Origin of the sequence: Shewanella woodyi ATCC 51908 (assembly GCF_000019525.1) — a bacterium.
In the GTDB taxonomy this organism is placed as follows: domain Bacteria; phylum Pseudomonadota; class Gammaproteobacteria; order Enterobacterales; family Shewanellaceae; genus Shewanella; species Shewanella woodyi.
The window spans coordinates 1421912-1442914 of the sequence record NC_010506.1 but is presented as its reverse complement, the minus strand read 5'-3'; the positions used below and the strand labels follow the sequence as shown (position 1 = coordinate 1442914).

22 protein-coding genes and 1 riboswitch are annotated in these 21003 nt (G+C 45.7%); of the genes, 14 read left to right on the top strand and 8 right to left on the bottom strand.

What is annotated here, in order from left to right; all coding sequences use genetic code 11:
* The first annotated feature begins 35 nt into the window (after window positions 1–35).
* Complete coding sequence (locus SWOO_RS05700; protein WP_012323761.1) at window positions 36–638, top strand: nitroreductase family protein; 603 nt, start codon at window positions 36–38, stop codon at window positions 636–638.
* Between the two features lie 219 nt (window positions 639–857).
* Here the strand turns inward: SWOO_RS05700 and add are convergent, their stop codons facing one another.
* A complete protein-coding gene (gene add, locus SWOO_RS05695; RefSeq protein ID WP_012323760.1) occupies window positions 858–1853 on the bottom strand; it encodes an adenosine deaminase in 996 nt (331 codons plus the stop codon).
* A 142-nt stretch (window positions 1854–1995) separates the two neighbouring features.
* Window positions 1996–2095: riboswitch (purine riboswitch) on the bottom strand.
* A 161-nt stretch (window positions 2096–2256) separates the two neighbouring features.
* On the opposite strand from add, the gene rihA reads away from it, so the two are divergent.
* Both rihA and rbsK read left to right on the top strand, forming a co-directional pair.
* Window positions 2257–3195, top strand: coding sequence for a pyrimidine-specific ribonucleoside hydrolase RihA (rihA, locus tag SWOO_RS05690; RefSeq protein WP_012323759.1), 939 nt, complete (start codon window positions 2257–2259; stop codon window positions 3193–3195).
* A gap of 15 nt (window positions 3196–3210) precedes the next feature.
* Window positions 3211–4119, top strand: a complete 909-nt coding sequence (gene rbsK / locus SWOO_RS05685) for a ribokinase (protein WP_012323758.1) — start codon at window positions 3211–3213, stop codon at window positions 4117–4119.
* On the opposite strand, the gene SWOO_RS05680 is transcribed toward rbsK, so the two are convergent.
* On the bottom strand, window positions 4111–5028 hold the full coding sequence (locus SWOO_RS05680) for a LysR family transcriptional regulator (protein ID WP_012323757.1): 918 nt from the start codon (window positions 5026–5028) through the stop codon (window positions 4111–4113). The two genes, rbsK and SWOO_RS05680, sit on opposite strands and share 9 nt — an antisense overlap.
* A 78-nt stretch (window positions 5029–5106) precedes the next feature.
* Between SWOO_RS05680 and SWOO_RS05675 the strand changes: the two genes are divergently transcribed.
* Both SWOO_RS05675 and SWOO_RS05670 read left to right on the top strand, forming a co-directional pair.
* Entirely contained in the window at window positions 5107–6174 is a 1068-nt protein-coding gene (locus tag SWOO_RS05675; RefSeq protein WP_012323756.1) for an MBL fold metallo-hydrolase, read from the top strand.
* Window positions 6175–6509: 335 nt separating this feature from the next.
* A complete protein-coding gene (locus tag SWOO_RS05670) occupies window positions 6510–7712 on the top strand; it encodes a dicarboxylate/amino acid:cation symporter (RefSeq protein ID WP_041417509.1) in 1203 nt (400 codons plus the stop codon).
* A 383-nt stretch (window positions 7713–8095) separates the two neighbouring features.
* On the opposite strand, the gene SWOO_RS05665 is transcribed toward SWOO_RS05670, so the two are convergent.
* Entirely contained in the window at window positions 8096–9604 is a 1509-nt protein-coding gene (locus SWOO_RS05665; protein ID WP_012323754.1) for an aldehyde dehydrogenase, read from the bottom strand.
* A gap of 271 nt (window positions 9605–9875) precedes the next feature.
* On the opposite strand from SWOO_RS05665, the gene SWOO_RS05660 reads away from it, so the two are divergent.
* The 4 genes from SWOO_RS05660 to SWOO_RS05645 all read left to right on the top strand — a co-directional run bounded on the left by SWOO_RS05660 (window position 9876) and on the right by SWOO_RS05645 (window position 14126).
* Window positions 9876–11213 carry an aspartate aminotransferase family protein gene (locus SWOO_RS05660; RefSeq protein WP_012323753.1) on the top strand — a complete coding sequence of 446 codons (1338 nt, stop codon included), beginning with the start codon at window positions 9876–9878 and terminating at the stop codon, window positions 11211–11213.
* A gap of 113 nt (window positions 11214–11326) precedes the next feature.
* Window positions 11327–12817: a CoA-acylating methylmalonate-semialdehyde dehydrogenase gene (locus tag SWOO_RS05655; RefSeq protein ID WP_012323752.1), complete on the top strand. Its 1491-nt coding sequence runs from the start codon at window positions 11327–11329 to the stop codon at window positions 12815–12817.
* Window positions 12818–12891: 74 nt separating this feature from the next.
* A complete protein-coding gene (locus tag SWOO_RS05650) occupies window positions 12892–13254 on the top strand; it encodes a cupin domain-containing protein (RefSeq protein ID WP_012323751.1) in 363 nt (120 codons plus the stop codon).
* A gap of 149 nt (window positions 13255–13403) precedes the next feature.
* The gene (locus tag SWOO_RS05645) at window positions 13404–14126 is read left to right on the top strand and encodes a TorF family putative porin (RefSeq protein ID WP_012323750.1); all 723 of its coding nucleotides are present in this window, start codon (window positions 13404–13406) and stop codon (window positions 14124–14126) included.
* Window positions 14127–14197: 71 nt separating this feature from the next.
* On the opposite strand, the gene SWOO_RS05640 is transcribed toward SWOO_RS05645, so the two are convergent.
* Window positions 14198–14380, bottom strand: coding sequence for a hypothetical protein (locus SWOO_RS05640; protein ID WP_012323749.1), 183 nt, complete (start codon window positions 14378–14380; stop codon window positions 14198–14200).
* 115 nt (window positions 14381–14495) lie between these two features.
* On the opposite strand from SWOO_RS05640, the gene SWOO_RS05635 reads away from it, so the two are divergent.
* On the top strand, window positions 14496–14840 hold the full coding sequence (locus tag SWOO_RS05635) for a DUF3634 family protein (RefSeq protein WP_012323748.1): 345 nt from the start codon (window positions 14496–14498) through the stop codon (window positions 14838–14840).
* 56 nt (window positions 14841–14896) lie between these two features.
* Here SWOO_RS05635 and SWOO_RS05630 read toward each other — a convergent pair whose 3' ends face one another.
* A complete protein-coding gene (locus tag SWOO_RS05630) occupies window positions 14897–15112 on the bottom strand; it encodes a hypothetical protein (RefSeq protein WP_012323747.1) in 216 nt (71 codons plus the stop codon).
* Window positions 15113–15116: 4 nt separating this feature from the next.
* Window positions 15117–16064 carry a DUF368 domain-containing protein gene (locus tag SWOO_RS05625; protein WP_012323746.1) on the bottom strand — a complete coding sequence of 316 codons (948 nt, stop codon included), beginning with the start codon at window positions 16062–16064 and terminating at the stop codon, window positions 15117–15119.
* A 202-nt stretch (window positions 16065–16266) separates the two neighbouring features.
* On the opposite strand from SWOO_RS05625, the gene SWOO_RS05620 reads away from it, so the two are divergent.
* Entirely contained in the window at window positions 16267–16746 is a 480-nt protein-coding gene (locus SWOO_RS05620) for a hotdog fold domain-containing protein (protein ID WP_012323745.1), read from the top strand.
* A gap of 101 nt (window positions 16747–16847) precedes the next feature.
* On the opposite strand, the gene SWOO_RS05615 is transcribed toward SWOO_RS05620, so the two are convergent.
* Window positions 16848–17279, bottom strand: a complete 432-nt coding sequence (locus tag SWOO_RS05615) for a MarR family winged helix-turn-helix transcriptional regulator (protein ID WP_012323744.1) — start codon at window positions 17277–17279, stop codon at window positions 16848–16850.
* A gap of 167 nt (window positions 17280–17446) precedes the next feature.
* Here SWOO_RS05615 and SWOO_RS05610 point away from each other — a divergent pair, with 167 nt between their 5' ends.
* From SWOO_RS05610 to SWOO_RS05600, 3 genes are all read left to right on the top strand, one after another.
* Window positions 17447–17905 (top strand): hypothetical protein, encoded by a 459-nt coding sequence (locus tag SWOO_RS05610; RefSeq protein WP_012323743.1) that lies wholly within the window; start codon window positions 17447–17449, stop codon window positions 17903–17905.
* Between the two features lie 87 nt (window positions 17906–17992).
* Window positions 17993–18604, top strand: coding sequence for a DUF1294 domain-containing protein (locus SWOO_RS05605; RefSeq protein WP_012323742.1), 612 nt, complete (start codon window positions 17993–17995; stop codon window positions 18602–18604).
* Window positions 18605–18723: 119 nt separating this feature from the next.
* Entirely contained in the window at window positions 18724–19194 is a 471-nt protein-coding gene (locus SWOO_RS05600) for an FKBP-type peptidyl-prolyl cis-trans isomerase (protein WP_012323741.1), read from the top strand.
* 74 nt (window positions 19195–19268) lie between these two features.
* Here the strand turns inward: SWOO_RS05600 and SWOO_RS05595 are convergent, their stop codons facing one another.
* Window positions 19269–20966 (bottom strand): chitinase, encoded by a 1698-nt coding sequence (locus tag SWOO_RS05595; RefSeq protein ID WP_012323740.1) that lies wholly within the window; start codon window positions 20964–20966, stop codon window positions 19269–19271.
* Window positions 20967–21003: the final 37 nt, after the last annotated feature.

The window sequence follows — 21003 nt, the reverse complement described above, 5'->3', positions numbered from 1 at the left end:
AGTGAGTTAAGTGTTCACTTATTAAGGAGAAAACCATGGAAGTTTTTCAAGCAATTAAACAGCGCAGAGCCGTAAAACACTATCATGCTGATGCCGAGATGCCTGCAGAGGATTTTGATAAAATTATGTCCGCGGTGATCTTGTCACCAACATCCTACAATATCCAGCACTGGCGTTTTGTTCGCGTTACAGATAAGGAACAACGAAATAAAGTAAAAAGTGCAGCATGGGGACAAGCTCAAGTAGCCGATGCGTCCGAGTTAGTCATTTTATGTGCTGACATTAACGCGTGGAATGATAGGCCAGAGCGCTATGTCATCAACAGCCCTCAGGAAACCCAAGATATGCTGCTGCCCATGATGGATGCCTTTTACAACGGCAAAGAGCAGATACAGCGAGATGAAGCGATGCGCTCTTGTGGCATCGCTGCGCAGACTATGATGTTGGCTGCCAAAGAGCTAGGCTACGATACCTGCCCTATGGTGGGATTTGACAGAGAGGAGTTAGCTCGACTCATTCGCCTGCCACAAGGCTATGTGATTGCCATGATGATTGCCATAGGAACAGCAGAGAAGTCAGCTCACCCTCGCGGTGGACAATTACCATTAAACGAAGTGCTCGCTGAAAACTATTTTTAAAAGAGCGTTAGCTCCCTTAGTTTATCGCCGGTTTCACAACCGGCTTTTTTATCCTTTGACGAATGCACATAAAAAAGGCGGCCTTTGCGGCCGCCTTACGTCTATTCAATAAACTCTCTTAAACTACTAGTTTGTAGCGTTATTCTTAAACACTAGACCAATCATATCTCAATTAGGATAGATGCGATTGGAAAATATAGCTTCTGTATTAAAGTAAGATTACTCAGCTAACTTAAGCAGTTCTTGCTTAACCTCATCTGATGCAAATGATTGCTCAACACTCACCCTGTAAATAGCGAAGTAATCTTCACGACTTAGATTAAACTCCTCCATCACCTTACGCACTTCATCGGTCATCGTGGTATTTGAAACCGTGCGATTGTCTGTGTTGATGGTAATAAGCACGCCACCTTGGTAGAAGGCTTTAATCGGATGATTACTTAATACATCGACCGCTTTAGTCTGAATATTACTGCTTGGACAGGTCTCCAGTGCGACTGACTTTTCTTTAACTAAATCATAGGCACCTTGATGCCCTTTGATATGGATACCATGGCCTACACGCTCAGCGCCTAGCAAAGATACAGCATCAAATACGTTCTGACCCACACCTTGTTCGCCAGCATGGATAGTAATGCGGTAACCTTTTTCAATCGCATAATTCACATATGGGATAAACTCATGGCAGAAACCAGGAAGCTCGGCCCCCGCTAGGTCGAAAGCGACAACACCCTTGTTGAGGTAAGCGGCGCCAGCATCGATAACATCATTGATGTTGCCCTTATCCATAGTTCTCAGAATAGAGAGTATATAGTTGCCTTTAATGTCGTACATGGCTTCTGCTCGCTGCATCCCTTTAACAGCACTACTGATGATCTGATCGAAACTCAGGCCCTGCAACTGATGAAGTTGAGGCCCAAAGCGCACCTCGAAGTATTTCACATTCTCTTTGGCCGCATCTTCAAACAACTCAAAAGAGATCCGCTCAATCCCCTCCTCGGTCTGCATCACAGAGAGAGGTAGCTCGAAACGCATCAGATACTCTTCAAGGTTTTGGCAAGTCTCAGGGGCGATCATCAATGAGCTTATCTCATTAATATCCTGACTTGGGATAGTGACATTTTGCTGATTAGCAAGGTCGATAATTGTTTGAGGGCGAACGCTGCCATCTAAGTGGCAATGTAGATCGATCTTGGGTAATGCTTGATAATTCATAAGTCTCTACCTTTATTGGATAGTACCGGTCTGAAAATGCCAAAGAGGCGCAATCATACAAAGGAGTCAACACTCCTTCGCCAAAGCGCTTCGATAAAACTGCGCAAGGCCTCTTAAACGAACATATTCAGGTCGTTTGGGTATATAAAGCTACAGACTTCATAATCAAGAATTTAAGGCTCTTGGTAGAAACTCCCAAACCATATCATTGGGATTATACGAAGCTTAAGTTTTGTGGAGGCAAAGATTAACATCTGCGCCCACTTTCTGCAATCAGTACACAGACCGATAACTTAACCTACGAACTCATTAACGCGTGAACTCACATTTATCTCATTAGGCATACTCGCAGGGGGAAACATTCATGATAATCTGCCAGCCTACCTGTTAATGGAATCTAACAATGACACGCCCAATTATTCTTGATTGTGACCCCGGCCATGACGATGCTATCGCCATTATTCTTGCCCTAAGCAGCGACGCTTTTTCACCACTTGCCGTGACAACTAGCGCGGGAAACCAAACGCCAGACAAAACACTCAATAACGCTCTCAGAATTCTCACACTCTTGGGCCGCAGTGATATTCCTGTTGCCGGTGGCGCAGTAAAACCTTTGGCTCGTGAGCTTATTATTGCCGATAACGTTCATGGAGAAACCGGGCTAGACGGCCCAGTCCTACCTGATCCTAGCTTTGCTCCACAAGCGATGACGGCTGTTGAGTTAATGGCACTAAAAATTAAGCAGAGCCAGGCACCTGTCACTTTAGTGCCTACCGGGCCACTGACAAATATCGCGCTGTTATTGGCAACACACCCAGAGCTACACTCAAATATAGAGCAGATAGTCTTAATGGGCGGCGCTGCGGGTGTGGGTAACTGGACTCCAGCGGCTGAGTTTAATATTTTTGTTGATCCTGAAGCTGCCGATATGGTGTTTAAAGCGGGGATCCCTATTACCATGTGCGGCCTAGATGTCACCCATCAAGCTCAGGTAATGGATGAAGATATCGCTCGGATCCGAGCCATCGAAAATCCAATAGCACAATGCGTCGCCGATCTACTGGATTTTTTCATTCTCTACCACAGAGATCCTAAATGGGGCTTCACAGGCGCGCCGCTTCATGATCCCTGCACTATCGCCTGGTTACTCAAACCTGAACTTTTTACCGCACAACAAGCTTGGGTCGGTATAGAGACCAAAGGTGAGCACACCCAAGGGATGACAGTCGTTGACCGATATGGGCTGACGGGCAACCAAGCCAATGCCACTGTACTCTTCGATATCGATAGAGCAGGCTTTATTGATCTCTTGGCACAAAGCCTCGAAACCTACTCGCGCTAAAAGGAAGCTAAACAGATGAGTAGAATCGTCATCATCGGCAGTGCCAATGTGGATCACGTAATGTCATTTGACTACCTGCCAAGTCCCGGCCAAACCTTACTCAGTCAGCAGTATCGTATTGAGCATGGTGGCAAAGGCGCTAATCAAGCATTGGCGTGTGCCCGATTAGCAACAGCCCAAAGCCAGATAGATTTTATCTGCCACTTAGGCTGTGATGCCATCGCAGATGAGATGTCAGCCAGCTGGATAAAAGATGGCATCTCTCCCCAAGGAATAAGTAAGCTTGCGGGAGAGCAAACAGGCAGCGCCATGATATTTCTCGGTGAAAAAGGGGCTAATGCTATCGGTGTTGCACTGGGAGCAAACGCCAGCTTAACTCCACAATCGTTGGAAAAACACAGATCTTTGATAACCGATGCTAACTGGCTGCTGATCCAACTCGAGACACCAACAGCCAGCGTGGCCCATGCCCTTAACCTGGCGAAAAGTCATGGTACTCGCACCATACTCAATCCCGCTCCCGCCGCTACACTGAGTCACGACATACTCAGAGCTGTTGATATCATCACCCCTAACGAAACCGAAGCTCAGGCGATTACTGGTATAGAGGTTAGCGATATCGCCACAGCAAAGCTTGCCGCCCAGATGCTGCATCAACTGGGCCCTAGTATTGTGATTATCACCTTAGGGCAACAGGGGGCTTATTTAAGCTGCGATGAGTTTAAAGGCCAGATCACCGCACCAGCGGTTGATGCCGTAGATACGGTGGCAGCGGGTGATACCTTTAATGGCGCCCTTACTATCGCCTTAAGCGAAGGTGGATCCATAGTCGAGGCCGTTAAATTTGCCAATAGAGCTGCAGCCAAAGCCGTCACTAAACCCGGCGCCCAGCGCAGCATCCCCTATCGTTCTGAGCTAGTTTAGCATTGGTAACTCTTCGGCAAGCGCTTTGACTAACTCTCTTAGCCACCTGTGCCTAGGGGAGTGGGTGTAGGCCTGATGCCAAAACTGGTAGATATTGATGTCGTTCAATGAGATTGGCGGAGTTTGTTGAGCCATCTTATCCAGCAGCGAAATACCGACTCTAGAGGGAAGTGTAGTGACAAGCTCACTCCCTCTCATCATTGAGGAAAGTGCTGAGAAGTTTGCCACCTCAAGCTTTATCTCACGCTCAAGTTTAAGTCCTGTCAGCACCTCATCTATCTCTGAACGACCTGAGTAGTTGAATACAACTCTGGCATGGGGCAGCGCCACATATTGGGCTAAATCGATCGGCCCCTTTATCACCTCAGGATCGTAAAAAACCGCATCACAGTCTGAAAATAGCCACTGCTGTTTTAAATCATCCACATTCGCCTCAATACTCGGCGACAGCACCAGATCTATCTCTCCCTGTCTAAGCTGCTCCAATACCGTCTCTTTGGCTCCAGCCGTCAATACCTTAAGGGGCGCATTAGGCGCAAGCAGCCTTAATTTAACCAACAACTGAGGTAGCAATATATCTCGCTCATAATCGTTAGCAGCAATAACAAAGGGTCTGCTCTCATCTTCAGCACGATACTCCTGAGCCTCAACAAACTGCTCAAACTTTGCGAGTAACTCTCTGGCTAAAGGCGCGAGTCTACTCGCTTCCTGAGTCGGAATTATCCCGCGCCCAGAGCGAACGAACAGGGGCTCACCGATAATCCGTCTCAATCTATCCAAGCCGTTACTTACCGTTGACTGATTAAGATCTAATTTGTCGGCAGCACCAGAGACTGAGCCGGTATCAAAAACAGTTAAAAACAGCCTTAATAGGCGGCCATCCAATGCCAAATAATCAGTTTCACCCATATATACTATCGAACCTATCAGATTGATGGATTAATTAGGTTTTTATCATACTGGGGAAAACGTAATCAAGGTAAAGATATGAAACACCCATTAAACTCACTTGCAATCATCACCTCCCAGCTCTTCGCGGCTGGAGCTTCAGCCCATAACATTCATGATATCAAGTTCAAACCTGATGGCGGTTACACCTCAACCGTAGGCGCGAAATATCAAGCGCCAAACAGTCAGGTAAATATCTCTGCTGATGTGAAAATAGATAAGCTGTTTGAACGAAACATGGCTGGAGAGACTCTCGTTCAGCGCATTACAGATAGGGTTTACTGGGTGCAAAATCACTTCTATAACAGCCTTTTCTTTGTCGGTGACAAGGGTGTTATGGTATTAGATCCCCTAGCCTATGGCGCAGGAAGAGCCCTGCTTTCGGCCATAAAACAGGTGACAGATAAACCTGTCACCACCTTGGTCTACTCCCATAATCACGCAGACCATATTGGTGATGCTGAGGTTTTTGTTGCTGAAGCAAAACGCCAAAAAGTGGATCTCACCATCTTGTCCAGTGATGCTACCGCCGACAAAATGAAGCGACTCAATAGCCAACTTCCTCGTCCAACTAAGACTGTCGATTTCAATGATGGTGTCTATCAATTTGAAGATACACGGCTTAAGTTTATCGGCTTTGAACATGCTGCACACACTGACGACTCTGCCGCACTGCTGCTTGTCGATGAAGGGGTGATACACACACCGGATCTTATCAATCCAGATCAACTGCCTTGGCTAGGATTTGGCGGCTCGGAAAACTTCACCTACTACAGGCAGAATTTAGCTAAAGTCTCGGCTCAAAAGTGGCAGTACCTTTCTGGTGGACATGGCAATATAGGCAGTCGAGCCGATCTCGACTTTATGCAGCACTATCTCACCGATCTCAACCTTGCGGCAAACAGAGCCATGAACAGGACTGATTGGGCCGAGTTCACCACAGTGGAGAATAACAACCACGCGGTATTTGGCGCCAAGTGGTTTGAAGCTGCCAGTCAAGATATCACCAATACCTTAAGACCTAAATATGGTCACTATTATGGCTTCGAAGCATCCGTACCTAAACAGGCTGAGCTTGTTCTCGATACCTTACTCTCCTACCAATAGGAGCTCTTCTGCTCAAAAAAACAGTTTATTGGTTAAAGAGTAGGCCAACCCCCTCAACACCTTGGCGAGTAAGCCCGTAGGATTTTTCAGCACAATTAACGATTGGCCGATATCAACAAGCATATCGGCCTTTTTATTATGGCTTTATCATTATTTTAATTATTAATTAAACATTTCTCATCTAAATATCACTTTATCTATATAAATCTCGATTTTCATGCTAACTAGGTGCTATTTCACAGAGTGAAGTGGTGCGCTATGCTAATTTACCGCCACTATCAAATTGCAAACATTGCAGTACCGAGGTAAAAGTGGGAAATCGAGCAAAATCATTAATGGGCAACATAGGCCTACAAGTCATCATCGCCATGATCATAGGTGGCTTAGTTGGCCTGTATATGGGAGAGAGTGCCGCCATATTTGGCCCCTTAGGCGACCTATTTATTAATCTGATCAAGATGTTGGTGATCCCACTTGTTGCAGTATCCATTATTGCAGGTGCCGCAAGCTTAGGTAATAGCCCTTCGGCAGGCAAAATAGGCATGGGCACTTTTGGCTTCTTTATCGCCACCTCTGCTATCGCGGTAACGTTAGCCCTTGTTATGGGCAGTATCTTTAAACCGGGCTCAGGCGTCGACTTTAGTAACCATGGCGATTCATTCACCCAAGTGACAGCCGAGCAAGGCGCACTACCTGGTGCGATGGATACCATCATTGGCATGATCCCAACCAATGTGTTCGAGTCACTGACCTCAGGTAATATCCTGCAGATCTTAGTTTTCTGTATCTTCTTAGGTATCGCACTGACCAAGGTAAAAGGTGACGGTGCAGAGCCGATTGTCAAAGCACTTAACGCCATCGTTGAAGCGTTCGTTTGGATGATCAATAAAGTGATGTTGATTGCACCTATCGGCGTCTTTGGCTTAATGGCTCACTCTGTTGGTACATTTGGCTTCCAAGCCCTTGAAGTGGTGATCAATCTATTTGTGGTCTTTGTCGCCTCTATCCTTATCTACGCCTTTATCTTCTTCCCACTAGTGGTGAAGTTTTTATCTGACGTCCCTGTGCTTAAGTTTATCTCCGCCATGAAAAAGCCTCAGGCGATGGCGATGTCTACCGCCTCCTCCATGGCAACGCTTCCTATCACTATGGATACTTGTGAAAAGGAGCTCAATGTCTCTAAAGCAACATCGGCCTTTGTTCTGCCCTTAGGTGCCACCATCAATATGACAGGTAATGCCATCTATTACGGGCTAGTGGCTATGTTCTTCGCCCAGATGTTTCAGGTGGATCTGACGATGACAGCCTATGCCGCTATCATCTTCACCTCAACTTTAGGTGCCATAGGACAAGCTGGAGTACCAGGCCCCTCGTTTCTTGTGGTAGCCGTGCTTCTTGCGGCGGGCATTCCTATTGATGGTTTACCACTACTCTTCGCACTGGACAGGGTTTTCGATATGATCCGTACTTCAGTGAACATTACAGGTGATGCTGTCTGCGCCGTTGTCATGGACAAGTTCAATCCAGAGCATAAATAATACCAATCAGTATAAAGATTTGATCGCTCAGCGAGAGTTTAGCGGTCCTGAGGCAAGGCAACGAGTGAAGAGCATAGTGATTCTACGGTTTAGCTCGTTAACGCAGTATCAGAACCGCTAAAACTCGCCTGTAAGGAGTGTTTTTGGCTGCCTACTTCTGCGTTGAATGAACTCACAAGGGAACAACCATTCTATCATTCATTCACCTTGAATTAGTTTGCCAAAAGACACTCTGAGTAGATCAACTTCTTATACTGATTGGTATAAGGCAGTCCCCCATACACAAAAGCCCCGAAGATAACTTCGGGGCTTTTGTGTATGGGTACACCTAATAGCTGAAATTACAGTAGGTTCTAGGTTCTAGGTTCTCAGAAACTTTACCTCTAATCTAGCGCTATCCAAGTTGCCTTAATCTCTGTGTACTTATCGAACGCATGCAGTGACTTATCACGGCCATTACCCGACTGTTTATAGCCACCAAATGGTGCTGTCATATCGCCGCCGTCATAATGATTAATCCACACCATACCGCTGCGCAGCGCTTTTGCCGTCTTATGGGCTTTGCTGATATTTGAGGTCCATACGCCAGCCGCAAGACCATAGATACTGTCATTGCCTATGCTGATCGCCTCCTCCATACCGTCGAAGGTGATAACTGAAAGCACTGGACCGAAGATCTCCTCCTTGGCAATCGTCATCCCATTGCTCACATTTGAAAAGATAGTCGGCTCAACATAAGCCCCACCAGTTTCAGCCATCACTTGGCTGCCACCATGGACCAACTCAGCACCTTCGGCAACACCAGCGCGAATATATTTAAGTACATTATCTAGCTGTTGATTATCAACAACAGCGCCGCAAGTGGTGTCAGGATCCAGTGGATGTCCCGGTCTCCAAGCTTGCATCTCTTTGGCAATTAAACTTAGCAACTCATCCTTAACGCCCGCCTCCACCAGCAAACGGGAGCCAGCGGTGCAAACCTCACCTTGGTTAAAGGCGATAGCCGTTGCGGCGGCTTCCGCTGCTTTTTGAAGATCCGGCGCATCATTAAAGACGATATTAGGACTCTTACCCCCCGCCTCTAGCCACACCCGTTTCATATTTGATTCACCCGCATAGATCATCAACTGCTTTGCTATCTTAGTTGAGCCTGTAAACACTATGGTATCTACATCCATATGTAGAGCCAGTGCTTTACCTACTGTGTGTCCAAACCCTGGGAGGACGTTGAGCACACCTTTTGGAATACCCGCCTCTAGTGCAATTTGTGCCATGCGGAGCGCGGTTAACGGTGACTTCTCTGAGGGTTTCAAAATAACGCTATTGCCAGTAGCCAGCGCAGGACCTAGTTTCCAACAGGCCATCAAAATAGGAAAGTTCCAAGGTACGATAGCCGCAACCACACCCACAGGCTCGCGGGTGATCATGCCGATCTCGTTATGGGCCGTTGGTGCTATCTCATCATATATCTTATCGATCGCCTCGCCGGACCAGCTAATCGCACGGGCAGCCCCCATCACATCGACTGCGCCAGAGTAACGAATAGGCTTACCCATATCTAAGGTTTCAAGGAGCGCTAGCTCATCTTTATTCGCTTCAAGCAGCTCAGCAAAACGTATCATAACCTGCTTACGCTTCACCGGTGGCAATTGAGACCATACGCCTGAGTCAAATGCCTCACGCGCACTCTTTACCGCAATATTGGCATCTTCAAGTGAACAGCTCGCAACTTGGCAGAGTACACGGCCATCGATAGGGCTGACACAATCAAACCTCTCCCCCGATACAGCGGGGCGATACTCCCCCTCAATATAGGCATCAGCCTTCACCCCTTGTGCTAGTAAGGTTTCGGCTAAAGTTTGCCACTCTTGATGATTTGTCGGTGTACTCATGATGACCTCTTAACGGGTAATTAATACTTTTCCCACTCACACTCGCCAAACACAGATAAGTGCAACAGCGGGCTGTGGACAGGCTTCAAGATTACGCTGGAAGCAGGCTAGTTTTCAATATTAGTTTCAATATATTTTACAAAAATGTGTATTTTGCTATAAATAAATGCACAAAAAGCTTTCATGTTCATTATTTCTAACATAGCATAGCAAATATCAATCGCTCAGAATAACAACAAATAACTAAATAAACTGGATAGGGTAAGACGATATGACAGATATTCAGACAAGTAAGCATAGTGAAACTCAAACACTTGAAAACTATTGGATGCCCTTTACTGCCAATAGACAGTTCAAAGCGAGCCCAAGAATGCTCGCAGAAGCTGAAGGTATGTATTACAAGGACACGTCTGGCCGCCCCGTTCTCGATGGTACAGCAGGACTTTGGTGTTGCAACGCTGGCCATGGTCGCAAAGAGATCTCTGAAGCCGTAAGCCATCAGATCCACCAAATGGATTACGCTCCCTCTTTTCAGATGGGACACCCCCTTGCATTTGAACTTGCTGAACGCTTAGCCAGTATTAGTCCAGAAGGGCTAAACAAGGTCTTCTTTACTAACTCAGGTTCAGAGTCTGTCGACAGTGCTCTTAAGATTGCCATCAACTATCACAGAGCCAATGGTGAGTCGACTCGTACTCGATTTATCGGCCGCGAGCTTGGTTATCATGGCGTTGGCTTTGGCGGGATCTCAGTCGGTGGCATAGGTGGCAATCGCAAAACCTTTAGCCAACAACTACTGCCTGGCGTCGACCACCTTCCCCACACATTAGATATGCAAGATAACGCCTTTAGCCGTGGCATGCCTAAAACTGGCGCCGAGAAAGCGGAGGTTCTTGAGCAACTTGTCGCACTTCATGGCGCCGAGAATATTGCCGCCGTCATCGTAGAGCCAATGTCCGGCTCAGCGGGCGTGATATTACCTCCTGAAGGTTATCTGCAACGCTTAAGAGAGATCACTAAGAAACATGGGATCTTACTGATTTTTGATGAGGTTATCACAGGCTTTGGCCGTGTCGGTGATGCGTTTGCCAGTCAACGCTGGGGAGTAACACCAGATATGATCACAGCGGCAAAAGCCCTCAATAACGGGGCTATTCCCATGGGCGCAGTGCTGATTGACGACAACATCTATGATGCTTGTATGCAGGGGCCAGCAGGTATTGAACTGTTTCATGGCTATACCTATTCAGGTCATCCAGTTGCAGCAGCGGCGGCCATCGCCAGTTTAAATATCTATGAAAATGAGAAGCTATTTGAGCGCACAAAAGAGCTTGAAAGCTACTTTGAAGATGCCATCCATAGCCTTAAAGGTCTGCCCAATATCATCGACATTCGCAACATAGGCTTAGTAGGTGGAATTCAGTTCTCTCCCAGTGCACAAGGAGTGGGTAAACGCGGCTTCGCTATCTTCGAAGAGTGTTTTGCCAAAGGCACGCTAGTGCGAGCCACTGCAGATATTATCGCAATCTCGCCTCCCCTTATCGTGGATAAGCAGGAGATAGATCAGATAGTAAATACCTTAAGCGATGCGATCAGAGCCGTCGATTAACGGTTAGCAGCAAACTAACTCAATAACTAAACACAATGAATCAAACACAATGAATCTAACTCATCTCCAACCAGCTTGGGGATGAGATTATTAAGACGATAGGATTGAAGGTTATGCAACAGATCAACCACTATATTAATGGCGCTCACACAGATAAGAGTGAACGCTCTAGCCCAGTTTTTGAGCCTGCAACAGGCGAGCCTAAAGCCAAAGTTTCATTGGCCAGTGCAGCTGAAGTGGCTGGTGCTATCGAGCTGGCTAAAAAAGCACACAGCAGTTGGTCACAAGTCTCTCCCCTCAATCGTTCACGGGTTTTGTTTAAATTTAAGGCCTTGGTTGAACAGAATATGGATGAGTTGGCAGAGCTCATTACCCGCGAACATGGCAAGGTTCTCGATGATGCTAAAGGCGAGATCATCCGTGGTCTTGAAGTGGTTGAGTTTGCCTGTGGTATCCCTCACCTATTAAAAGGTGAACATACAGAGCAGGTTGGCGGCGGCGTTGATGCTTGGTGTGTGAATCAATCTCTAGGTGTGGTCGCAGGTATTGCCCCGTTTAACTTTCCGGTAATGGTGCCTATGTGGATGTTCCCTATCGCCATTGCAGCTGGTAACACCTTTATCATGAAGCCTTCAGAGAAAGATCCAAGCTCAGTGATGCGTATGGCTCAGCTGCTCACCGAAGCGGGTCTTCCCGACGGCGTATTTAACGTGGTTAATGGCGATAAAGAAGCGGTTGATACCCTACTGAGCCATCCAGATATTCATGCGGTTAGCTTTGTCGGCTCAACACCGATTGCTGAATATATCTATGAGACCGCCTCTAAGCATGGCAAGCGCGTACAAGCGCTCGGTGGTGCAAAAAATCATATGTTACTGATGCCTGATGCAGATATCAATCAAGCAGTAGGTGCGCTAATGGGCGCGGCATTTGGCTCTGCTGGTGAGCGCTGCATGGCGATCTCAGTGGTACTTGCAGTGGGTGATTCTGGTGATGCGCTCGTCGAGAAACTGCTGCCTCAAATTCAAGCTTTAAGAGTGGGTAACGGAGTGACTCCAGAGATGGATATGGGGCCACTTATCTCAGCTCAACACCTGGCCAAAGTCACCAGTTATGTGGATACAGGCGTTGCCGAAGGAGCAAGTTTATTGGCCGATGGCCGCACACTCAGTGTCGAAGATCATGAGCAGGGTTACTTCTTAGGTGGTTGCCTCTTTGACAATGTCACCCCAGATATGACCATCTACAAGGAGGAGATCTTCGGTCCTGTACTCGCTATCGTGCGAGTAAAAGATTACGCCGAAGCCCTTGAGCTTATCAATGCACATGAGTTCGGTAATGGCACCGCTATCTTTACCCAAAGTGGTGAAGCCGCTCGTCACTTCTGCCATCACGTCCAAGTTGGAATGGTGGGAGTCAATGTTCCTATCCCGGTGCCAATGGCATTTCACAGCTTTGGCGGCTGGAAACGTTCACTCTTTGGTCCACTACATATGCATGGACCAGACGGCGTCCGTTTCTACACTAAACGTAAGGCGATAACCGCTCGCTGGCCAAAATCGAGTGAGGCAAAAGCTGAGTTTGTGATGCCGACAATGAAATAGAAGATATCTCCAATGCGCAGCGAGTCTGCGCATTGTTATTTCATTTACAACCCAAGATATCTAGGAACAGAATTTTGAATATTAATAGCATTGTCGACATATCAAACAACAAGACAGAGAGTGAACATTACCATTTAGATGACGAAAAGCTCATCTCAGGTAATCCTGCTCAAGCAGTAGAGAATCACTTTTCAAGTCCTTGTGACCAGTTTCATTGCGGCGTTTGGGAAAGTGAAAAAGGCAGCTGGAAGGTCAACTATACCGAGAGCGAATACTGCGAGATTTTAGCTGGCAGCAGCGTGATAACCGACGAGAATGGCAACACCATTACCGTGAATGAGGGAAGCCGCTTTGTGATCCCAGCTGGATTCTCTGGCACCTGGGAGGTGTTAGATAGTTGCAAGAAGATCTATGTCATGTTTGAAGCACCCCCCTAAACAATTGAAAAACATAGATAACTAACATAACGAATTGAAACTTAAGTTTCATAACCACCATGAGGTCTCAGCATTGATGCTGTTGTATGGTAACCATAAAACCCCTGTTACAGGGAGTTCATACAATAAAGTAAAATGGAGAAACTACCGTGTATAAAAAATTTAATAAAAAACGGATTGCCCAAGTTACCGGTCTTGTTCTGGCCACAGCGCTAATCTCACCAATCGCCTCAGCCGAAGTATCTGGCGAAGTCAGCTTAACTAACGACTATCGTTTCCGTGGTGTGTCACAAACAGCAAGTAACTTTGCCATTCAAGCAGGCGTTGATTGGAGCCACGACAGTGGTTTCTTCCTTGGAGCTTGGGCGAGTAATGTCGACTTCGATGAACCTGATTATAATGGACCAGATATTGAACTTGATATCTACGCAGGTTACTACGGCGAGCTCAATGATGACTTAAGCTATGATGTCACACTATATCGTTACAACTATCCTGGTGACAGTGATTTAGATTACTTAGAGGCCAGCATAGGTGTTGATTTCAGCGGTTTCCGCTTGGCTTATTGGTACACCAATGATTACGGTGGAAGCGATCTGGATCTGCATTATACCGAAGTTAACTACTCCTACGAATTCTATGAAAACTGGAGCTTAGATCTCCATTACGGCTACAACTTTGGTGATGGTATTGATGATGGTGAAGGCTTCGATAGCTATGCTGATTACTCTATCGGTGTTTCTACTGAGGTTGCTGGTATTGGTTTATCACTTGCTTGGCTAGACACTGACATTAGTGATGATAATCAGGTCACAGATGATCTGTATAATACCGAAGGTACTGTGCTTGCTTCTGTCAGCTACGCTTTCTAAATTAATACTAATAACAGAGCATTAGATCAAAAAACCGCCATCAGGCGGTTTTTTATTGAATTCTATTGCCACTACTTAATATCATTGAGTCTAGGTGATCTCCCTTTACTTACCCGCTCCTCGAGTTGACGCCAACTCAATCCTAAATTGATATGATTATCACGTCGTTCAGGAAAGCTCTCAGATAAGCTCTCAATTAACTCGGCCTGTTGGTGACACAATTTAGCCCAGCGCTCAGCATTCGATACAAACATAGCGTTATCCTTAACAGTTAAGCTCCGTGAGTATAGAAGAGACTTAGATAAACGTGATCTAATCTACTATGAAAATGTTAAATCAAAGCGTATCTTTACATAAAAGGAGGCCTATATGACGCCAGATGTACTAAAAGTAATCTTTATTCTTGTTGGATTGTTTCTTGTTTATAAACTTATATTTAGCGGCAAGAAGGGCCTGACTATTTTCGAAATGCATTTCAAGGACGGACGGCTCATCTCCCATAAAGGTAAGATCCCTGAAAAGTTTCAAAAAGAGTGCCGCGCCATCGCCAAGTCTGAAAAGCTGACCTGTTCAGTAAGATGTGAAAAATCTGGCGCAGTTCGATTGCATGTATCAGCCAATGTCAGCGACGGTGTGACTCAGCGAATTCGTAACGTTTTCCCCTTCGAGTACTATGATAAAAAGAAAGTAGATAATAGTCGTCAAGCGGGTTAACGCTATCAATAAATAAGGTGGCATAAGCCACCTTTTTTCGTTAATTCAAATTGTTATCAGTGAGATAAGCCTTTAACGTCTTTTCGCCACTCATCCTCTCTTCCCTCTTTAATGAGTCGCTCATTATGCTCAATCATAGGGTCTGCCTTTGAATCCAATACATCTTGCTGCGGCTCCTGTTCAACATTGATATCTACAGTGTCATAAACAGATGTGGCGCAGGCCGAGATACCCAATAGCGTAGTGAGCAGGAGTACATTTTTCAGATTCATTTTCTTACCCTTTTTTATCTTGATTAACGTTAGCCATACCGTTTCTTGCAGCAAATAGCTCCAATCCCCAAACAAGCGCAACACCACAAATTAATGCAGCCACAGCCCAGGCGATATGGGCTGGCTGACCTGTGATCTGTTCAAACTGTAATGGAGACAAGTTTTGCTCTAAGAGCGGAACCTGCTGACCTGAAGAGTTTGTGCGCCAAGTGAGAACCTCTTTCCATGGCCATATCTTACCTAAAGTGCCAAGCATTAAGCCGGTCAAAAAGATAAGAGTACCGTCATGGAACTTACGAAGCAGAGCCGATAGGAGATGACTGAAGGTGAGCAGACCAAAGATACAACCCGATGCAAAAATGGCTAAAATTGTAATATCGAAGTTCTTAGCAGCCGCGAGTACTGAAGGGTAAAGTCCTAAAAGTAATAGAATAAAGCTCCCAGAGATACCAGGAAGCAACATGGCGCAGATGGCGATACTGCCACCAATAAAGATATTCAAATAGGTCATTTCAAGTGCGATAGGGCTTAACATGGTGATCCCCCAAGCAAACACAGTACCTAGAGCAAACAGTACAAGCCTGATGAAAGAGAAGCCTTTAACCTGCTTCAACATATGGACAACGGAGATGAGGATCAGTCCAAAAAAGAAGGACCAGACGGGAATTGGGTGAGTTTCTAAGAGGTAAGTAATTAACTTTGATAGAGAAAAAATACTTGTCAGAATGCCACCAAAAACACAGACAAGAAAAGGGCCATTAATATACTCAAACGCCTGCTTAACTCCCTGCTCTCTAATCACAGAGATTAACTTAGGATTGATCCTTCGAATACTCTCAAGCAAGGTATCTAAAATCCCGGTAATAAAAGCGATAGTTCCGCCTGACACACCGGGAACCACATCTGCAGCTCCCATCGCCATTCCTTTTAAATAGGTAAGCAGGTAATTCAATTTGTATCCTTAAAAATGAGCAATTACGAAAAAGGGGATTATACGTTTCAAAGATAGACAAGTGAAAATGAAGTTTGGTTCATTTTAAAAATAGATCGCTAAATTCAATATTTATCCAATCAAAAAGAGATATTGTTAATCCCATGTTATTCAGATAACCTAACTCATCCGACCAGAACAATAAAAATCAGGCGATATCGAGATGACAACACAGAAACCTACTAAGGTGATGGCCCTGTATAACAGAGTAACCCGATTTCCTTTCGGCAATAAGATCTTCTCTATCATGGTGGCACGCATGGCTCCCTACTTTGGCACGATTAAACCTCTTATCACCGAACTTAGGCCCCATAGATGTGAGTGTTTAATTAAGAAACGCCATGCTGTTCACAACCATATTAAAACCGTCCATGTGATCGCCATCTGTAATGGGCTAGAGATGGCAATGGGGGTGATGGCAGAGGCATCTATTCCCCATCACTTAAGATGGATACCTAAAGGAATGAGCTTAGACTATACCGCCAAAGCTGGAAGTGATATTCGCTGCGTTGCCCAGGTAAATCCTGAGCAGTGGGTACCGGGTGATCTTATGGTACCTGTCACGGCCTATGACTCAGAGGGAGTGGTGGTAGTAAAAGGCGAGATAAAACTGTGGATCTCAGAAAAGCCAGCGAAACACTAACACTAACACTAACACTAACACTAACAGATGTAACCTACTGTTTTTTTAGATTAATATTCCGGTCATGCAGGGCCGGAATATTTCATTGTATTAAGCCAATATTATCGCCCTTCAAAGCGTCCGATTAATTTGGTGATCACCTTTAAAGTAATCAACAGCTCCTCCTCAGAAATCCCCTCTACGGCATCATGGCCCCAAGGAATAAGTGACTCAGATAACAATGCAAAAAGCGCTGCGCCTTTTGCCGTTCTAACGATTAATTTGGCTGTCTTATGCTCAGGGTTACTTTCAAAGGTGACAATCTCTAATTTCACCAACTCATTGGCGATACGTTGGACACTCTGCCTTGTCTGCCCCATGGTTCTGGCAATTTGCGATACGGTTTGAGGGGACTTTTCTACCGCTCCTAAAATCTTCCATCTGGCACTTGTCAGTCCTACTGGCTGACTCAAATTATCTCCTTCGGTGACGAGTAACCCATTTAACCTGAAAATGCTCAAAACCAACTGAGTAAAACCTTCATGTTCAGTCATCCTAACCCCCACATATCAGCCCCATAGAAGAGGGGATATACTAGCAAAATGACAACAAACTGTCAAAGTTGACAAGATAATATCAGTCTATATAATGAACAATATCGACAGCATACTGTCACTATAAGAATAATGAATGACACTACGAGAAATTGAAAGGGATAAACATGAAAACCAAACTTCATCTACTCGCTGCCCTGACAGCGACACTCTGTATCGCCACCTTCTTCAGCTTCAGTTTAATAGGTGAAATTTTTGGTACCCACGCCTTTATTATTCAAGTCAAAAGCAACATAGTATTCCCTGGGCTCTTTATCTTGATCCCAGCCATGGCTCTCACTGGAATAACAGGCAATCTGTTGACCAACGGCGTCAAGAGTAAAATAATTAAACAGAAACTTTTTAGAATGAAGATAGCCGCAGCAAACGGCATCTTGATACTGCTTCCAGCGGCACTTCTATTGAATTATTGGGCTCAAGAGGGTCAATTTGATGTTTATTTTTACCTTCTACAGGCTATTGAGCTAATTGCAGGCGCCACTAACCTCTTTCTCCTCAGTAAAAATGCGATAGCAGGTAGACGATTAACGGCGAATAAAAGAGCAAGAAAACTTGAAGCTAATTAATCTCGATAAGAATAGGGTCATCACCATACTCCAAGCTAGGACTGTCTGATAAACTGCTAACACTTAAAGTACCAAGTTAGATTCTCTATGAAATTCAAAGGCAAGCTTGTTCAGTGGGATGACGTAAAAGGGTTTGGTTTCATCCAACCCTTAGGTCAGCAAACTCAGGTTTTTGTTCATATCAAATCCTTCAAATATCAACCAAGACGCCCACAGCTCCAAGACACCGTAACCTTTACTCTCACAAAGGATAAGCAAGGGCGCGAAACGGCTCATCAGGCCAAGATTATCGATGCAAAAGCTAAAGCACACTTATTAAGAAAAACGCCGAGCCAAGGTAAGTTCAGCCTTTTACTGATCCTTTCCTTAGCCGCATCCCTTGCGATGGCTCTATATCACGACCTGCTGCCCAGCTTTTCTCCTCTTATCTACCTTTTGATGAGTACCATCACCTTTATCGCCTACGCCTTGGATAAATCCGCAGCACGCAAAGGCAGGTGGAGAACTAAGGAGAGCACACTGCAGTTAATGGCGCTACTGGGAGGCTGGCCAGGGGCTCTACTCGCTCAGAGTTGGCTTAGGCATAAATCACAGAAAGTCAGCTTCAGAGTCACACTCTGGTGCATGATCGTACTCAATAGTGCTTCCCTATACTGGTTTACCTCCAGTATGGGACAAACTTGGCTACAAGCGCTTTAATCGTCTCCATTACAGTAACCCCCTTGCTTTGGGACTATAGTCATTGCAAAACCTATATTTACCCCTGTTAAGCTATTCGATATCATGGCTGACGAATTTCCCTTAAACGAATATAAATTATGAAAATGCTGTTAGCTGTTGTCGTTATCGCCTGCGTTATCTTTTACTTCTTCACCTCTATGAACAACCAAAAAGCTGCCCAGGAAAATATTAAGATTGGCGCAAGCTTCTTAGCTGAAAACAAAGACAATGAAGGGGTAGTTGAAACCCTTTCAGGACTTCAATACAAGGTGTTAGCGAAAGGGGATGGAACCGTTCATCCTAAAGCCAGCGACACAGTCACCGTCCATTACCACGGCACCTTAATTGACGGAACTGTATTTGACAGTTCAGTGGAGCGAGGCGAGCCTATCGCATTCCCACTCAACCGCGTCATCAAAGGTTGGACCGAAGGTGTTCAGTTAATGGTAACAGGTGAGAAGGTCCGCTTCTTTATCCCAAGTACCTTAGCCTATGGGAATCGCAGCACAGGTAAAATAGTCGGTGGTTCAGTGCTAATTTTTGATGTTGAACTGATCAGTATCGATTAATGGTTACGCCACGCTATCCAAGATGTAAAACGCGCCTCTAAGGCGCGTTTTAATTTTAACAATAAAGACTTAGGCTATCTCGCTATCCAAGCATCTTGCCATGCAACGCCTACTCCGGGTTCATATGCCCATGATGCGCCAGCGCACCAAGCTGTATAGGGATATGGTTTACATTCATAAACTCCACCAGCATGAGAAACTCGCTCTCCCGCCACATAAGCATAACCAGCTTGATAAGGCACTTCCCCATCAGGGGGCGTACCGCCACTGACTGTAACCAGCACATTATGGTTAATCGACGCGCTTAGCCCCGCATCGTCGGTCACCTCAAGAGAGACTGATATGGTTTCTGTGCTGCTAGGGCTTGGTAAAGTTAATAACAATGATGCTTGCTCAACAGAGGGGGCACTTGCACCAATAGGTAAGCTCCAGCGGTAATTGAGCACTCCACCTTCAGGATCGCTAGACTGGGACGCTGACAGAGTGATAACCGCTCCACTTTCTGCTTCACTCACTCCCTGAATATTAGCTGTTGGCGCTTGATTAACCGGATCTGTGGGATCCGTTGGCGTACCAGAATCATCGATGACAACCTCTGGGAAAAAGTGCATCAAACAGCCCTGATAATCACCGGGCTTAAAAGCACTATAACGAGTCTGATACCCCACCAACTTACAGGCATAGCTTTTGCCACCATTGGGATTTCCTGCAATATATGACCAATCTTGCTCCCAATAGATCAACATGGCACCTGCCCCTTGGTTATCAAAAGGCTTCATATCCTTGCAACCTAGCACCTCACTGGCTTCCACTGGAACGCCAAGATATTGCGCATGTGCTTGATAATACTCAATCCGATTCAGCGATTGCGGCTTCTCACTGCCTGAACCACACTCAATGCCACCATTAATAATATGGGTGGTTGCGCCAAATCCAGCTGAGAGTCCATTTTGTGTATCTCGTGCATTGGGCTGCCACGTTCCATCGATAACATGCAACATTGAAGGTTTAGGTGGTTGGGGGTAAGTAAAGAAAAACACTGCACTGGCTAGGTTCAGCCAGGTATCGGCCACCATTTCAGGGTTATTGAGCAAAGTACTGACATCACCAAACATGGCATCAGAGAAAGGCCCATAGTTATAGTTGTAGGAGAGCTGCTTAGCGCCGCGTCCAAAATAGCTCTTATAACTGCCATCAGCAAAGGTGCCGCAAGGCCAAACCTGCCCTTGCCAAGTGTCAGGGCTGCACTCCATATTGTAACCACCGCGCTTGGTTTCATCCCAACCCACTTCACGCACCCAATAAAGGCCCTGTCGCCATTGTGGCTCAGTCATCCACTTATCATGGGCACCGGTTTCCTGTGCAAAATGGGCAAACATGGTAGCTAGGGATTTACGGCAGATAGCATCGGCATCACGATTATCTATGTATGAACCACATAAAGCGGGAAACTTAGCCGCGGCTTGCAACAAACCTTGATAGGTATATTCAGCAGCGCGAACAGGAAAAAGAAACTCAAACTGTGTTTCACTCAACACAGACTCTAGGCGCTTAACATTATCCGGATTGTTAGGGCTCAAGGGGATAATGGCGTCGACAATAGCATTGTCTCTGGTCGCGATAGATGACTTCACCGCTCTCATCAAGGGAAAGTCGGTCAAAGCAGACTCTTTGGCATCAACCTCTGCCAGAGTAAAATGCACAGGCTCTGCGGCAAAAAGCGTTATAGGACTCAAAGTGGTTAAAATAGCTAAGGATAGGTAATGTTTCATGGTGACTCACTTAAAGCACTGCAACCAACGAAAGCGG

Bases quoted from the DNA above. Each gene is read 5' to 3' on its own strand.
- SWOO_RS05670 (WP_041417509.1), top strand. From the start codon at position 6,510: ATGGGCAACATAGGCCTACAAGTCATCATCGCCATGATCATAGGTGGC.
- SWOO_RS05660 (WP_012323753.1), top strand. From the start codon at position 9,876: ATGACAGATATTCAGACAAGTAAGCATAGTGAAACTCAAACACTTGAA.
- SWOO_RS05640 (WP_012323749.1), bottom strand. From the start codon at position 14,380: ATGTTTGTATCGAATGCTGAGCGCTGGGCTAAATTGTGTCACCAACAG.
- SWOO_RS05675 (WP_012323756.1), top strand. From the start codon at position 5,107: ATGAAACACCCATTAAACTCACTTGCAATCATCACCTCCCAGCTCTTC.
- SWOO_RS05595 (WP_012323740.1), bottom strand. From the start codon at position 20,966: ATGAAACATTACCTATCCTTAGCTATTTTAACCACTTTGAGTCCTATA.
- rbsK (WP_012323758.1), top strand. From the start codon at position 3,211: ATGAGTAGAATCGTCATCATCGGCAGTGCCAATGTGGATCACGTAATG.
- SWOO_RS05600 (WP_012323741.1), top strand. From the start codon at position 18,724: ATGAAAATGCTGTTAGCTGTTGTCGTTATCGCCTGCGTTATCTTTTAC.
- SWOO_RS05615 (WP_012323744.1), bottom strand. From the start codon at position 17,279: ATGACTGAACATGAAGGTTTTACTCAGTTGGTTTTGAGCATTTTCAGG.
- SWOO_RS05605 (WP_012323742.1), top strand. From the start codon at position 17,993: ATGAAATTCAAAGGCAAGCTTGTTCAGTGGGATGACGTAAAAGGGTTT.
- add (WP_012323760.1), bottom strand. From the start codon at position 1,853: ATGAATTATCAAGCATTACCCAAGATCGATCTACATTGCCACTTAGAT.
- SWOO_RS05630 (WP_012323747.1), bottom strand. From the start codon at position 15,112: ATGAATCTGAAAAATGTACTCCTGCTCACTACGCTATTGGGTATCTCG.
- SWOO_RS05610 (WP_012323743.1), top strand. From the start codon at position 17,447: ATGAAAACCAAACTTCATCTACTCGCTGCCCTGACAGCGACACTCTGT.
- rihA (WP_012323759.1), top strand. From the start codon at position 2,257: ATGACACGCCCAATTATTCTTGATTGTGACCCCGGCCATGACGATGCT.
- SWOO_RS05620 (WP_012323745.1), top strand. From the start codon at position 16,267: ATGACAACACAGAAACCTACTAAGGTGATGGCCCTGTATAACAGAGTA.
- SWOO_RS05665 (WP_012323754.1), bottom strand. From the start codon at position 9,604: ATGAGTACACCGACAAATCATCAAGAGTGGCAAACTTTAGCCGAAACC.
- SWOO_RS05635 (WP_012323748.1), top strand. From the start codon at position 14,496: ATGACGCCAGATGTACTAAAAGTAATCTTTATTCTTGTTGGATTGTTT.
- SWOO_RS05680 (WP_012323757.1), bottom strand. From the start codon at position 5,028: ATGGGTGAAACTGATTATTTGGCATTGGATGGCCGCCTATTAAGGCTG.
- SWOO_RS05655 (WP_012323752.1), top strand. From the start codon at position 11,327: ATGCAACAGATCAACCACTATATTAATGGCGCTCACACAGATAAGAGT.
- SWOO_RS05700 (WP_012323761.1), top strand. From the start codon at position 36: ATGGAAGTTTTTCAAGCAATTAAACAGCGCAGAGCCGTAAAACACTAT.